Source organism: Streptomyces sp. NPDC102279 (assembly GCF_044766365.1).
GTDB lineage: Bacteria > Actinomycetota > Actinomycetes > Streptomycetales > Streptomycetaceae > Streptomyces.
On sequence record NZ_JBIWLU010000009.1, the window covers coordinates 286,000 to 300,662 of the forward strand.

10 protein-coding genes are annotated in these 14,663 nt (G+C 74.1%); 7 read left to right on the forward strand and 3 right to left on the reverse strand.

What is annotated here, in order from left to right:
- Positions 1–59: 59 nt before the first annotated feature.
- Positions 60–689 carry a toxin-antitoxin system, toxin component gene (locus tag ACIRQH_RS24595; RefSeq protein WP_388864712.1) on the reverse strand — a complete coding sequence of 210 codons (630 nt, stop codon included), beginning with the start codon at positions 687–689 and terminating at the stop codon, positions 60–62.
- Positions 686–889 (reverse strand): hypothetical protein, encoded by a 204-nt coding sequence (locus tag ACIRQH_RS24600; RefSeq protein WP_358818902.1) that lies wholly within the window; start codon positions 887–889, stop codon positions 686–688. The genes ACIRQH_RS24595 and ACIRQH_RS24600 overlap by 4 nt, the downstream gene beginning before the upstream one ends.
- Positions 890–1,127: 238 nt before the next feature.
- Here ACIRQH_RS24600 and ACIRQH_RS24605 point away from each other — a divergent pair, with 238 nt between their 5' ends.
- Both ACIRQH_RS24605 and ACIRQH_RS24610 read left to right on the forward strand, forming a co-directional pair.
- Positions 1,128–2,672, forward strand: a complete 1,545-nt coding sequence (locus ACIRQH_RS24605; protein ID WP_404226998.1) for an acyl-CoA synthetase — start codon at positions 1,128–1,130, stop codon at positions 2,670–2,672.
- Positions 2,665–4,050, forward strand: a complete 1,386-nt coding sequence (locus tag ACIRQH_RS24610) for a carboxyl transferase domain-containing protein (protein ID WP_404226999.1) — start codon at positions 2,665–2,667, stop codon at positions 4,048–4,050. The genes ACIRQH_RS24605 and ACIRQH_RS24610 overlap by 8 nt, the downstream gene beginning before the upstream one ends.
- Before the next feature lie 165 nt (positions 4,051–4,215).
- Here ACIRQH_RS24610 and ACIRQH_RS24615 read toward each other — a convergent pair whose 3' ends face one another.
- Positions 4,216–7,845, reverse strand: a complete 3,630-nt coding sequence (locus ACIRQH_RS24615; RefSeq protein ID WP_404227000.1) for a S8 family serine peptidase — start codon at positions 7,843–7,845, stop codon at positions 4,216–4,218.
- A gap of 581 nt (positions 7,846–8,426) precedes the next feature.
- On the opposite strand from ACIRQH_RS24615, the gene ACIRQH_RS24620 reads away from it, so the two are divergent.
- The 5 genes from ACIRQH_RS24620 to ACIRQH_RS24640 all read left to right on the forward strand — a co-directional run bounded on the left by ACIRQH_RS24620 (position 8,427) and on the right by ACIRQH_RS24640 (position 14,572).
- A complete protein-coding gene (locus ACIRQH_RS24620; protein WP_358818906.1) occupies positions 8,427–9,464 on the forward strand; it encodes a rod shape-determining protein in 1,038 nt (345 codons plus the stop codon).
- A 16-nt stretch (positions 9,465–9,480) separates the two neighbouring features.
- A complete protein-coding gene (locus tag ACIRQH_RS24625) occupies positions 9,481–11,088 on the forward strand; it encodes a GAF domain-containing protein (protein ID WP_388864703.1) in 1,608 nt (535 codons plus the stop codon).
- Between the two features lie 200 nt (positions 11,089–11,288).
- Positions 11,289–11,471, forward strand: a complete 183-nt coding sequence (locus ACIRQH_RS24630) for a hypothetical protein (protein ID WP_355863655.1) — start codon at positions 11,289–11,291, stop codon at positions 11,469–11,471.
- 142 nt (positions 11,472–11,613) lie between these two features.
- Positions 11,614–13,806, forward strand: a complete 2,193-nt coding sequence (gene fxsBH, locus ACIRQH_RS24635; RefSeq protein ID WP_404227001.1) for a radical SAM/SPASM protein FxsBH, inactivated beta-hydroxylase extension form — start codon at positions 11,614–11,616, stop codon at positions 13,804–13,806.
- Positions 13,799–14,572 carry an AAC(3) family N-acetyltransferase gene (locus ACIRQH_RS24640; protein ID WP_404227002.1) on the forward strand — a complete coding sequence of 258 codons (774 nt, stop codon included), beginning with the start codon at positions 13,799–13,801 and terminating at the stop codon, positions 14,570–14,572. Before fxsBH ends, ACIRQH_RS24640 begins: the two co-directional genes overlap by 8 nt.
- The last annotated feature ends 91 nt before the right edge of the window (positions 14,573–14,663 follow it).

A 14,663-nucleotide genomic window follows, 5' to 3' on the forward strand; every position in this document is an offset into this window, starting at 1 on the left:
CTCGGCACGCGGGGCGGGCCCGTGTCGGTCCGCGGAGTGGGGCGGGGGCCGCCCGCCGGTCAGTCCTGGGGGCCGTAGCCCAGCGAGGTGCGGATGGCGCGGCCGACCGGATCGACCGGGCCCCGGCCGCCGGGCCGGGTCAGCCACGACCGGAACACGCTCGCCAGGTGCAGACCGAACTCCTCGGCCTGGGCCTCGTCCGCCTGCCGTGATCCGTCACGGGCGGCGACGGTGAGGGCGAACTCGCGCCGCGTCGGCGTGCCCGCCCCGGTCCAGTCGGGACGGCCGGAGAGAGCGGCGCGCGCGACCGCGGCCGCGCCGTCCACGTGGTGGTCGCGGTGCCCCTCCCTCATGTGCCACAGCTCGTGGCCGAGGATGACGAGCTGCTGCACCGTCTCCGCTCGCTCCTCGACGACGACCAGGTCGAAGTCGCCGAACTCCATCCACAGGCCGGTCACTTCGATCTCGTCGGGGAACCGTTCGAAACGGAGCTGGACGGGGCGGCCGGCCCGGCGCCGGCTCATCTCCTCGCACAGCGCGAGCGCCAGCTCGCGCACGTCGACGGGAGCGTCGATCCTGCTCCGGAGCACCCGGCCGAGTTCCACCGCGAGCGCCCGCGTCCGGGAGCGGGCGCCGCGCGGGCGCAGCGCGGCCAGCAGCCTTCCGACGGCGCCCGCCGGCCGCGTCACCGGTCCGCCCCCTCGCCGCCCGCCCGGACGTCACGCGCCGGCCCGGCCGCCCGTACCGCCCGGAGCTTCTCCGCGGGCGGAACCGTCCGGGACGACAGGGCGTACGGGACGAGGACGTCGCCCCGGTCCTGGCCCTGCCCGGCGGTCGGCGCGTCGAGGCGTTCGCGGGTCTCGGGACGGGGTGGCGGGGACTGACTCACCAAAGGGCTCCCGGCAGTTGACTCATCAAGTTGTCGCGCCCGGCCGACACTACGGGGCCCGGTCCGTCGGCGCCACGGTTCCCGGACGATCGTGCCCGCATCCCGGGCGATCGTCACGGCGTCCGCACCCGCCCTCCACGTCCCCGACGCGGAGACCCGGCCGACCACCCGCGGCGGGACCGTCATCGTGTAGGAAGAGGCTGTCCGTCCCGGTGCAGTCTCACGGCAAGGAGTCCTCGTGTTCTCCCTCTTCCCGGCCCTGGTGAGCGGCTCGGTCGCGGACCGGTCCGCGCTGCGCTTCGGTCATCGGTCCCTGACGTACGCGGAACTCGCCGCCTCGGCAGGGGCGCTGGCCGCGCGGCTCGACGGCGTCGGGCGGGTCGCCGTGTGGGCGACCCCGACCCTGGAGACGGCCGTGGGCGTCGTCGCCGCGCTGCTCGCCGGAGTACCGGCGGTGCCGCTCAACCCGAAGTCGGGAGTGGCGGAACTCGGGCACATCCTCGGCGACAGCGCGCCGTCCCTGGTGCTCGCCGCGCCGGGCGAGACACTGCCCGCCCCGCTCGCGGAACTGCGCAGGATCGACGTCGAGGTCCCCGGCACCGGCGGCGCCAACCCGGCTGCGGAGCAACGCTCTTCGGACACGAACGGCACCGGCGGGTCGGACGCCTTCGCGTCCGCCGGTTCGGTCACCGACCCCACGGCTGCCGCCCTCGTCGTGTACACCTCCGGGACCACCGGGCCGCCCAAGGGTGCCGTCATCCCGCGCCGGGCGGTCGCCTCGACGCTGGACGCGCTCGCCGACGCCTGGCAGTGGACCGGCGACGACGTGCTCGTGCACGGACTGCCCCTGTTCCATGTGCACGGGCTGATCCTCGGCGTCCTCGGCCCGCTGCGGCGCGGCGGGTCCGTACGGCACCTCGGGCGGTTCAGCACCGAGGGCGTGGCGCGGGAGCTGAACGCCGGGGCGACCATGCTGTTCGGCGTGCCGACGATGTACCACCGGCTCGCGGGGGAACTCGACGGGAATCCGGAGCTGGCGGCGGCGCTCGGCCGGGCGCGGCTGCTCGTGTCGGGGTCCGCGGCGCTGCCGTTGCACGACCACGAACGGATCGCGGCCGCGACCGGGCGCCGGGTCGTCGAGCGGTACGGGATGACGGAGACGCTGATGAACACCAGCGTGCGGGCGGACGCGGAGGGCCGGCCCGGCACGGTGGGCGTTCCGCTGCCCGGTGTCGGGCTGCGGCTCGTCGAGGAGGACGGGACGACGATCGCCGGGTACGAGGCCGACGGCACCCCGACGGGCGCGTACGACGGCACGAGCGTGGGCGAGATCCAGGTGCGCGGGCCGAACCTGTTCACCGAGTACCTGCACCGGCCCGACGCGACGGCCGCCGCGTACACCGCGGACGGCTGGTTCCGTACGGGCGACATGGCGGTCCTCGACCCCGACGGCGCCGTCCGGATCGTCGGCCGCAAGGCCACCGACCTGATCAAGAGCGGCGGCCACAAGATCGGCGCCGGGGAGATCGAGAACGCGCTTCTCGACCACCCCGGTGTGCGCGAGGCGGCTGTCGCCGCGGAGCCCGACGCCGACCTCGGGGAGCGGGTCGCCGCCTGGGTCGTGCCGGCCGACCCGGGCCGTCCGCCGTCCCCCGAGGAGCTGGCCGATCATGTGTCCCGCAGTCTCGCGCCGCACAAGCGGCCGCGCACGGTGCGGTTCCTGGACGAGCTGCCCCGCAACGACATGGGCAAGATCCTGAAGCGGGAGCTGCCCCGTGACTGAACGCTTCTCGGCCCGCGAGGCCATCGCCCAGGTCACCGACAGCTTCGCCGAACTCCCGCCTCCCGAGGGGAAGTCCGGCCCGGACGGTCCCTTGTCCTGGGACGGGTACGACGCGGCGCGGGACCGCGCGGCCTACCGCACCGGCGAGGAGGAGTCCGTCGTCTGCGGCACGGCGACGTTCGGGACGGCGAGCTTCGGCACGACGACCGACGGCAGGGAGCCGCTCGGCCCCGTCACCGCCGTCCTCGTCGCCTTCGAGTTCGGCTTCCTCGGCGGTTCCCTCGGCGAACGCACCGGGGCCCGCCTGGAGGCGGCCCACACGCACGCCCGCGCCCATGGTCTGCCCGTCGTCTCGCTCGTCGCCACCGGCGGCAGCCGGATGCAGGAGGGCATGGTCGCGCTGACCCAACTCCAGCGCTTGGCGCGGCAGTCGGAGCTCACCCGGGAGGCGGGACTCCCGCAGGTCGCCGTCGTGCGCGATCCGACGACGGGCGGCGGCTGGGCCACGCTCGGCGCGGGGGCCGACATCACCCTGGCGCTGCCCGGGGCGCAGGTCGCCTTCGCCGGCTCCCGGGTCCGGCCGGCCGACGCGGACCCGGCCGCGTACACGGCGGAGGCGCAGCTCGCGTCGGGCTCGGTCGACGCGCTCGTCCCCCGGGAAGTGTTGCGGGAGACGCTCGCCCTCTGGCTGGACCTGCTCGGCAGGCCGTCCGCCGAACCGGCGCCCGTCCCGGGCGCGTTGGGCGCCACCGAGCTGCCCGCCACCGGCTGGGACGCGGTGGAACGCGCCCGCGCCGGCGGACGTCCGCGCGCCGACGCCTATCTGGACGCGTACTTCAGCCGCCGGGCGACGGTCGGCGGCGACCGCTGCGGCGGCACCGACGAGGGCATGGTGTGCGGCTTCGGCCGCACGCGCGACGGGCGGACGGTCGCGTTCGCCGCCCAGCGCGGGACGGCGACCCGTCCCGCGGGGTATCGCACCGCCGCCCGGCTGGTCCGGCTGGCGGGCCGGCTCGGCATCCCGGTGCTGACCCTGGTGGACACCCCGGGGGCGGCGAACGACGCGGACGCCGAGCGGCAGGGTGCCGGTCCGGCGATCGCCGACCTGTTCGCCGCGGTCGCGACCGCCCGGACTCCGGTCACCACGCTGGTGATCGGGGAGGGCGGCTCCGGCGGCGCGCTGGCCCTGGCGGCGCCCGGCAACACGTGGGCCACGCCGGACAGTTACTTCTCCGTCATCGCTCCGGAGGCGGCCGCGGCGATTCTCAAGCGGCCCGTGGGCGAGGTCCACGCGACCGCCGACCAGCTCCGCGTCCGGCCGCAGGACCTGCTGGACCTCGGCGTGATCCGGGGCATCGCGGAGCCCTTCGGAGGGTGAACGGACGGCGGCCGCCGGCTCCCCCCTCCCAAGGGGAACCGACGGCCGCCCGGGGGACCGGCACGCCGCGTCCCTCCTGCGCGGAGGGACCGGGATGCCGGGGTCTCCCGTTCGTGGGCCGGCCGCGCGGTGCCCCCGGTCGAAGGGGCGCCGCGCGGCGGCCGGTCACTTCACGCCCACCGCCCGGATGATCTCCTGGGTGACCGTGCCGCCTCGGTCGTCCCGTGCGGAGGCCCGCAGCGAGATGAAGCCGGCGCCGCGCGGGACCGCCAACAGGCCCTTCCAGGAGGCCTGGTGGCCGAGGAGCGGCACCTTCTTCCAGGTCTTCCCGTCGTCGTAGGACACCTCCAGCTTTCCGCCGCCGATGGTGCCGGTGCCGGGCGCGCCCTTCACGTACTCGGCGGAGAGGCCCACCGGGACGAGGCCGTGCCGGACGTCGCCCGTGAGGTCGGTGCCGACGTCGAAGCCGAGGTTGAGGAGCGGGAGGAAGGTGGAGCGGTCCTCGGGGGTGGCCGCCGACCGGACGGTCCACTCGGTGTGCCCCTCGGTGGAGAGCTTCCAGCGCTCCGGGTCGAGGGCGGTGTCCGTGACGACCTTGTAGGTGTGCTCGTCGGCGGGCGCGTCCCACACGTAGGCGGCGGAGCTCGTGCCCCGGTCGACGAGGACGTCGTCCTGGTACACCGAGGTGGTCTGGGTCATCCCCGACTCCTCGCTCCACACGTCGCCGAAGCCGGTGTGGTCGGGTCCGGAGTCGCCCCAGCCGGGGGTGTTGAACTGGATCTGGTTGCCGTTGCGCTGCTGGCCCCAGCCGAGCCCGGTGCCGAGCCAGGGGTGCCAGACCGGCTTGAACCAGTCGAGGGTGTCGTGGGTGCCGCCCCGATAGGGGACCAGGCCGCTGCGCTCCTCCAGCGTGCCCTCGCCGACGAACGCGGACTCCGTCCAGGTCTGGCCGGGGCCGGTGGAGACGTAGTCGGTGCGCTCGGCCGGGAAGTCGACGCGCTCCTGGAATCCGATGCCGATCGGGAACGGACTGGCGATCGAGTAGCGGAACTCGCTGCCCTGGACGGGCTTCACGGCGTGGAACCTGGTGTCGAGGACGGCCAGTTCACGACGGGTGGGCTCGTACGTCAGGCTCCGGTCCGGCAGGGCGTCCTCGTAGCCCTGCGAAAGGTCGTACACGTAGGGGGTGTCGCGAGTGCCGGTCATCTCGACGGTTCGGGCGGAGCGGAGCCTCGCCGCGTCCGCGGTGTTCACGGTGGCGATCTGGAGCGGCCGGTCCGTGTAGTCGTCGGTGCCGAACCAGGTGTTCAGCCGCCCTGCCGTGTCGTCGGTGACGAACAGCGCCTTGACGCCCGCGTCCTGGGCCGCCTGGGCGAGCGCGGCCGGTTCGACGCCGTCGGTGAGCGTGGCGAGGGCGGCCTTGCCGCGCACCCCGGTGAACGGTCCGTCGCCGACATCGACGAGGGACAGCTTGCTGCGGCCCTCGATCAGGGTGGCACCGGGCTGGGCGAGCAGGTCACCGACGCCCTTCACCTCCAGGAGGGGCTTCCCGAGGCGCCACACGGTCCGGTAGTCGAAGCTGCCCTCGGTGACCCTGCGGGTCGGCGCGGCGAAGATGCTGTCGTACTTGATCGGCACCTGGACCGCGCCGAAAAGGTCGGAGCCGCCGGCGTCGCGGTCGTACTCCATCAGGAGCTGGCGGGTCTCGGTGCGCTGGTCGACCTTGGCGGCGATCTCCCGCAACGTCCGTCCGTCCAGGGTGACTTCGCGGTCCCGGTCGAGGGTGATCTGGGGTGCGGCGAGGAAGCCGAGGCCGAGCGAGTCGGCGCCGTGGCTGCCGCGCACGTCGAGGAACGACGTCAGCCCGTACGTGCCGGGCGCGAGCCGGAGCCGCACGGTGCCGGACTCCCCGACGGACGCCGGGTAGGGGTCGACGCCCGCGGCGAACTGCTGCACCGCGAGGTCGGCGGCGGCCGGCCTGCCGTCCCGGTCCTTGACATGGACGGTGAGCGTGTACCGCTCCTCCTCCTTGACCAGCCCGAACGCGGTGTGGGCGACCGGGGTGCCGTCCACCGAGGCGACGATCTGCCCGGAGGTGTCGCCGACCGGAGCCGTCGACGCGTCGCCGGTGACCGTGGTGGAGGCGGTGCCGTGCGCGGGCACGGTGAGCGTGGTGTCGGCGAGGGTGGCGACACCCTCGCCGGCCCCCTCCGCGGCGAGCGTCAACCGCACCGCCGCGTCGGAGGAGTTGGTGTAGGTCACGGTCTTCGTGACGGGCTTGTCGTCCTCGTAGGGCCAGCCGTGGAAGCCGAGGTCGGCGCTGCCGGTGGCGGTGATCTTCGCGCCGGTCGCGTCCGGGACGCTGACCCGGCCCGCGCCCAGCTGGTAGACGGAGGCGTCGAGCCGCCTCGACGTCGACATCAGCGCGTCCTTGAGCTGCGCGCCGGTCCAGTCGGGGTGCTGCTGCGCCAGCAGCGCGGCCACGCCCGCGACATGCGGGGTCGCCATCGACGTACCGCTCATCGTCGTGTACGGGCCGCTGCCGTCGACGAGCGTCGAGCGGGCGGCGAGGATGTCGACGCCGGGCGCGGACAGGTCGGGCTTGAGGGCGTTGTCGCCGTGGCGCGGTCCCGCGCTGGTGAAGTAGGCGGCCTCGTCGGCGGAGTCGACGGCACCGATGGTCAGCGCGGAGTCGGCGGCGCCGGGCGAGCCGATCGAGGAGCGGGCGCCGGTGTTGCCGGCGGCGATGACGAAGAGGGCGCCGGTCTCCTTCGAGAGGCTGTCGACGGCCAGGGCCATCGGGTCGGTGCCGTCGCTGGGCTCGGTGGAGCCGAGGCTCATCGAGATCACCTTGGCGTGCACGTCGCGGGCGGCCCACTCCATGCCGGCGATGATCTGCGAGTCGCTGCCCGAGCCCTCGTCGCTGAGCACCTTGCCGACGGCGAGCGTGGCGTCGGGCGCGACACCCTTCTCCTTGCCCTCGGAGGCGGCACCGCTGCCGCCGACGGTGGAGGTGACGTGCGTGCCGTGCCCGTTGCGGTCGGCGACCTCCTGCCCGTCGATGAAGCTCTTGGTCCGGGCGACGCGGCCGGCCAGGTCGGGGTGGCCGGTGTCGACTCCGGTGTCGAGGACGGCGACGGTCACGCCCTTGCCGGTGAGGCCGGCCTCCCACGCCTCGGGGGTGCCGATCTGCGCGTTGCTCTCGGCCATGTCGGCCTTGACGCGCCCGTCGAGCCACACCTTGCCGATGCCGTCCTGGCGGGTCATCGCCTTCCAGAACGTCCGGCCCTTGTCCGCGTCGACGGCGGCACCGCGGATGCTCGGCAGCGCCCGGGTCCGCTCGGCCCCGGCCGGGATCGCGGCACGCGCCTTGGCGTCGTAGGTGACGATCAGCGGCAGCTCGTGCGTCTTCTGGTCGGTGAGTCCCTGACGTATCAGCTCACTCACGTCGAACAGCCGGCGGTCGAGGGTGCCCGCCCGCAGATACGGCAGCGCCTCGTCGGGTACGACCGTCACGGCACCGTCGGCCACCTGCGTGCGCACCGCTCCGGTGGCACCGCGGGGCCGCACCACGGACACCGTCTTCTTGCCGCCGCCGACATCGGTGACGGTCACCTTGTCGCCGGTCACGAGGGTGACGGTGTGTGCCGCGGACGCGGCCCGCGTCGATGCCGGGGTGCCGGTGTCGCCGGTTCCCGCGGCGTCGAGCGCGCCGGCCCGCCCCATGGGCAGCAGGGCGAGCACGAGCCCGGCCGACAGCAGCGCCGCCGGACGTCTCGCTGGTCCTCTGGTCATTGGTGCCCTCTCTTCATCGCCGTACCGCGCCGGACGGGGGTGGTGCCCGGGGCTTGCGAAGAGTGTCGGGGGGCTTGTGTTGCGGGGGTGTTGACGGAACCTGGCGGGAAGGCGCCCTGGCGGCTTCCCGCCAGGGCGGGGACGGGGACAGGGGGGTAGGAGCGGCAGAAACCGGGACAGGTTCGCGCGCGGTCCGCGGCACGGACGCCGACCGGGCGTCGCGGACCGCGCGGTGGTCGACCTGGTCGTCGGCACGGTGGGCGACGCGGTCGTCGACGCGGTCGTCGACGGGCTGTCACGGACGACGCGGTGATCGCCTCGCGCCACCTGACGGCCCGTCATCCTCGCGTGGCGTTCGGGGTGCACGCCCCGGAGTCCGGCCCCGCCGGGGGACCCGCTCCGCCGGCCCGCGCGAGCGCCGCCCTTCGCTGGGTCCCTGATGCGACGGAAGACCACCCGTCCAGCGGCACCCCGCCCGGCCCCCCACAAAGGGCGGCATCCGCCCCGTGGGCCGAGGATGCGAAGAGAGGACCGCCGCCCGGCGGAGCCCCACACGGTCTGCGCTCTCGGGAGGACCCGCCATGACCGCCAGCCTGGAGCAGTTGCGCCGCTGCCATTTCGCCGTCGACCTGGGCGCCGCGAGGACCCGTGTGTACGTGAAGGGCGCGGGTCTGGTCGTCGACCAGCCGAGCGTCGCGGCGATCAACACGAAGACGGGCGCGCTGATCGCGGTCGGCGAGTTCGCCGAGAAGATGACGGGCCGTACGCCCGACTACATCCGGGTCGTGCGTCCCGTGTCCGGCGGCACCGTCGTGGACATCGACATGGCCCAGCGGATGCTGCGTCACCTGCTCGGCGACAAGGTCCGCCGCGCACTGCGCCGCAAGCCCCGGCTGCGGGCCGCCGCCTGCACCCCGCACGACGCGGACCCGCTGGCGCAGCGCGCCGCGATCGAGACGCTGGTCGGGCTGGGGGCGCGCCGGGTCGAGCTGGTGGACACGCTGATCGCCGCCGCGGTCGGCTGCGGACTGCCCGTCGAGCGGCCCGAGGCCACCATGATCATGGTGTGCGGGGCCGCCGCGACCCAGCTCGCCGTGCTGTCGCTGGGCTCGATCGTGACGGCCATCCGTATCCCGGTCGGCGGCGAGGCCGTCGACCACGCGATCGTCCAGCACCTGCGCCACCAGCACGAGTTGATGCTGCCGAGCCAGGCCGTACGGCCCCTGCAGATCGCCCTGTCCGGCAACGGGCTCACCCCGCACGGCCCGGCCCTCACCGAGATCCACGGCCGGGACGTCGCGACCGGGCTGGCCCGTTCCGTGCAGGTCGACACCGCCGCCGTGCGCAACGCGATCCAGACCCCGCTGACCGCCGTGCTCGACGGCATCGGCAAGGTGCTCCGCTCCTGCCCGCCCGACCTGGTCGCCGACCTCGCCGACCGCGGGATCATGATGGTCGGCGGCAGCGCGCTGCTCCCCGGCCTCGACCAGATGCTGCGGCACGCGACGGGGATGCCCGTCCACATCGCGGAGCGGCCCGACGTGTGCGCGGTCCAGGGACTCGGCTACATGCTGGAGGGCAAGATCGAGCCGCTGATCCTGGACCCGCTGGCCGCCTGACGCCCAGGGGTCTCGCATGACCGGTCCCGCACACGTACCCGGCGGCGGGTCCGATCCCGTCCCCGGGCTCCCGCCCCTCCTCGAAGCGGTCCTGCGCGTCGGCACCGACCTCGAACTGCGCGCCACGCTCCAGCGGATCGTGGACGCGGCGGCGGAGCTGACCGGCGCCCGGTCCGCGGCCCTGGGCACGAAGGACCCGGGCCGGGACGGCCTGGTACGCCTGCGCAGGACGGTGACCGATCCGCGCACCCGGCCTCCCGGCACGGACACCGACGGCGAGACCGACGGCCACGACGGCGACGACGAGAGCGGGGCGGCCACCGGTGCCGAGGCCGGCACCGGCCCGCACCCCGTTCCCGAGATCTGCCTGGACGTGCCCATCCGTGTCGGTGACGAGGTGTTCGGGAACCTGTATCTCGCGGACAGGTCCGGCGGCCCCTTCACCCCGGAGGACGAGCAGGTGGTGCGGCTGCTCGCCACGCAGGCCGGGATCGCCATCGCCAACGCCCGGCTGTACGAGACGGCCCGGCAGCGGGAGCGCTGGATCGAGGGGGCCGCCGCCGTGACCACAGCCCTGCTCACCGGGGAGAGCGCGGACGACGCCCTGCTGACGGTCGCCGAGCGGGCCAGGCTCCTCGCGGGCGCGGCGGCGGGTGTGATCCTCCAGCCCACGCCGGAGGGCGGCATGGAGATCGTGGCCGCCTCCACGCATCAGGACCCGGACGGCATCGTCGGTACCACCATCGCGCCCGGCAGCCCCGTCCTCGAACAACTCCTCGGCGGAGAGCCGGTGTTCATCGACGACTCGGCGACCGACCCGCGGATGACGACGCCGGTGCGGTCCCGGTTCGGGCCGAGCATGATGCTGCCCCTGCAGACCGAGGGCCGGCTCATCGGCACGCTGGCCCTGCCGCGCGCGCGGGGCGACCGCCCGTACACCCGGGTCGAACGCCTGCTGGCCACCCAGTTCGCCTCGCAGGCCGCGCTCGCGCTCGTCCTCGCCGGCGCCCGGCACAGCCGGGAGCGTCTCGCGGTCTACGAGGACCGCGACCGCATCGCCCGTGACCTGCACGACCTGGTCGTCCAACGCCTGTTCGCGACCGGCATGATGCTGGAGTCCACGCTGCGCCGGAGCCGGGCCGAGGGAGCCGGCGGAGCGACGGAGGGGGCGCGAGCGAGGGAGCCGGGGGACGGCGGCGCCGCGGAGGTGCGGGCGACGCTCGGCCACGCCGTCGACGAGCTGCAGTCCACCATCCAGGAGGTCCGCACCGCGATCTTCGCCCTTCAGCAGCCGCCCGCCGACGCGCCCACCACCTTCCGTGGCAAGGTGCTGCGCGAGACGGCGGGCGCGGGGGCGCTGCTCGGTTTCCAGCCGTCCGCCCGGTTCACCGGGCCCGTAGAGGACCGGGTTCCGGAGTCCGTCGCCGGGCACCTCGTCGCCGCCCTGCGCCGCGCCCTCGCCGTCGCCTCGCGACGTGCCGGGGTCTCCCGGATCGAGGTCGTCGTCGACGCCACGGCCGCCCTGCCGGACGGCCGTCCCGCCGTACGACTCACCGTCCGGGACGACTCCCCGGTCCCCGGCGGCGGCACGGCCACCCCGTTCACCTGGCAGTCACCGCTGTGAGGACCCGGCACCCGCCGAACTGACGTCTCCCTCGCCGTACCCCGTTCCGACACGTTCACGGGATTCATCCGGCCGGCCGCGCTCGCATTGCGTAAAGCGCCACTCGCGACTAAGTCTGAAATCGAAGGAAGTGCAGGTTGCGCGATAGATCCGACTGGTACTCTCCGCCCGATAGCAGCCCATCAAGCGAAAGTCCTCACATGAACCTTCCGGTGACGCAGGCGACGCACCGCTCCGCCGCCCCCAGGCCCATGCGCCGGCCGCACACCCCGCTGTCGGCGATCGACCCGCTCGGGACCGCCGCCGTGAGGTCCGCCGGACGAGTGACGGACATCCCCGGACGCCGCCCGGCCAGGCCGATCACCTTCGACTCGGCCCTCTAGGCACCCCCACCGCTTTCGTACGGGCGCATCCGGGTCACCCCGCCGGGTGCGCCCGTCCGCGCGCCCCCGATCCCCCAACAGGCCTTGCGGATCAAGGAGTTCGCGGTACAGGGGGCGCGTCCCCGGTATTACCCTTCACCGGGTGAAGCTCCAGCAACTCGTCCTCAAGATTCACAGCCGGTGCGACCTGGCCTGTGATCACTGTTATGTGTACGAGCATGCCGATCAGAGCTGGAAAAGCCGCCCCACCTTCATTTCCGAAGAAACACTCGGAAAAGTGGCCCGGAGATTCGCGGACTATGCCAGGGAAGAGAAACTCCCGTCCGTTTCCGTGATCCTTCACGGTGGCGAACCCCTTCTCGTGGGCCCCGTCCGTATGAGAGACATCTGTGCGGAACTCGTCCGCACCATCACCCCGGCGACCGACCTCGATCTCAGAATTCACACGAACGGCGTGCGGCTGAACACCCGCTATCTCGATGTGTTCAAGGAATTCGACGTCAAGGTCAGCATCTCGCTCGACGGCGACCGCGCCGCGAACGACCGGCACCGGCGCGACCGGCGGGGCCGCAGCAGCCACGACCGGGTGCTGCGCGCGATCGACCTGCTGCGCACGCCCGAGTACCGGCACCTCTACAGCGGCCTGCTGTGCACGGTGGACGTGGCCAACGATCCCGTCGCGGTGCACGACGCGCTGTCCGCCCTGCGTCCGCCCCGTGTCGACTACCTGCTGCCGCACTCCACGTGGGACAGTCCCCCGCCCCGGCCGGACGGCTCCCCCACCGCCTACGCCGACTGGCTGCTGAGCATCTTCGACCGGTGGGACGCCCAGGGCCGCACCGTCGGGGTGCGGACCTTCGAGTCGGTCCTGAGCACCCTGCGGGGCGGCCCGCCGCTGACGGAGGCGATGGGCCTCGCGCCGAGCGACCTCGCGGTGGTGGAGACCGACGGCAGCTTCGAGCAGGCCGACTCCCTGAAGACCGCGTACGACGGTGCCCCGTCCACCGGCTACGACGTCGACCGGCACACCTTCGCCGAGTTCGCCGGGCACCCCGGGGTGCGCGCCCGGCAGCTGGGCCTCGCGGGCGTCGGCGCGACCTGCCGGCGCTGCCCGGTGGTCGAGTCGTGCGGCGGAGGCCTCTACGCGCACCGGTACAGCACCGGGCACGGCTTCGCGAACCCGAGCGTCTTCTGCGCGGACCTGAAGGCCTTCGTGGACGGAGTCGCCGAGCGCGTCACCGACCACTCCCTGAGCCCCGCCGTCCACGACCGCCACGAACTCGGGTACGCGCAGGGCGAGCTGGTCCGCACCCTGGTCCCCGTCGTCGCCGCCCGGCACACCGGCGAGCCCGGCTGGGACGCGGTGTGGCGGGCGTTCCTCGCGCTCGACGGCGCCCCGTCGACCGCGCCGTACGTCGACGAGATCCTCGCGCACCCCTATCTGCACACCGCACTGAACAACTGCCTGCACGGCCGGCTCGCCGAACCGGCGCCGCTCGCCCGCGCGATCACCGCCGCGGCCGTCCGCGCCGGCGCCGACCTCACGCTCTCCTGGGACGAGCCCACCGCCGGCCTGCACCTGCCCACCCTGGGCACCCTCGGCCTCCCCGGTCCGGGCCCCGTCGACGTCTCGGTGACCGCCGGGGAGCTACGGGTACGCACCCGGGCCGGCACCACCCACTCCCCCGGCGACGGCCGCTCCCCCTGGCGGCCCCTGCACACGGTCCCCGTCGCGGGCGGCACCCTTCTGCTCCTGGACGACGCCGACCCGCTCCGCGACTGCTACCCCGTACCGGTCGCCGAGCCGCTGGGCTCCAGCGACCGCGCCATGTTCACCAAACGGCTCGGCGGAGCCTACGAGTTGCTGGAGGAGCGGCACCCACAGGAGCGCGACGGCGTCCACGTGGCGGCGTTGACCACCGTCACCCCACTCGCCGCCGGCACGGGCGTGCGGCTCGGCGCGCACGGGCTCGGCGCGATCGGCCTGGCCGTGGACTTCGAGCCCGAGGACCTGGTCCGGGAACTGCCGCGCGCCGCACGGCTGGCCCGCCTCAGGGCGCTGCGCGAGACGGCCGACCTGAACGTGCCGGGCAACCGGGCCGGCCGACTGCTCGACGAGGCGAGCGGCGAGCTGGGCAACGCCGCCTACTGGGCCGGTGGGACGGCCCAGCGGGCCGCCGCCCTGGAGCGGGCTGCCCGCGCCCTCGACCTGCTGGCGGCCCGCCCCGCCGGCGAACTCACCGCCACGGGCGCGGTACTGGCGGACGAGCTGCGCGCCGAACTGAAGCAGGCGGCGAGCACGGCCTCGTCCGGATGGGCCGGCCGACGTGACTGACTCCCCTCAACTGGGCTACTTATTCAGTCAGTTGGGCATCCCCCGCGGAGGCGTCGTCATGGTGCACGCCTCCCTCGGCGGCAGCGGACTGCGGGCCGCCGAGGTACGGGACGCGCTGCTCGACGCGCTCGGACCGGACGGCACCCTCGTCGTGCCCGCCTTCTCCCCGGAGAACTCCTTCACCTCACGGGCCTACAAGGAGCTCACCGCAGGGATGCCCGAGGAGCGGGAGCGGGCGTTCCGCGCGTCCCGGCCGCCGTTCGACACCGCGACCACCCCCTGCCCGACGATGGGCGTGCTCGCCGAGTGCGTGCGCACCGCACCGGGCGCCGTGCGCAGCGGCCACCCGCACACCTCGCTCGCCGGACTCGGCCCGCGGGCGGCCGAGCTGCTCGCCGTCCACGACCCGGACTGTCATCTCGGCGAACGCTCCCCGCTCGGCGCGCTCTACGCGGCCCACGCCCACGTCCTGCTGTTCCGGGTGGGGTTCGAGGTGTGCAGCGCGTTCCATCTCGCCGAGTACCGGCTGCGGCCCGCGCCGCCGCTCCGCTCGTACTCCTGCGTGACGGGCGGGACCGGCCGCTGGACCTCGTACGAGGACATCACCCTGTACGACGGGGACTTCGGGGCGATCGGGGCGCGGCTGCCGCGTGATCTCCCGGCGGAACGGGAAATGGCGGGGAGAGCGGTGCGGCTCTTCGGGATGCGGGAGGCCGTCGACCTGGCCGGGGTCCAGATGTCTGGATATCGCCAGGGATTGACGTGAAAGAGGCGACCCGCACGGGGCCTCGGTCGGGAAGATTGTGGGTTCCGGCCAGGTGAACATCCCGTAGGGGTCTCATCCACAGGCAGGGGGG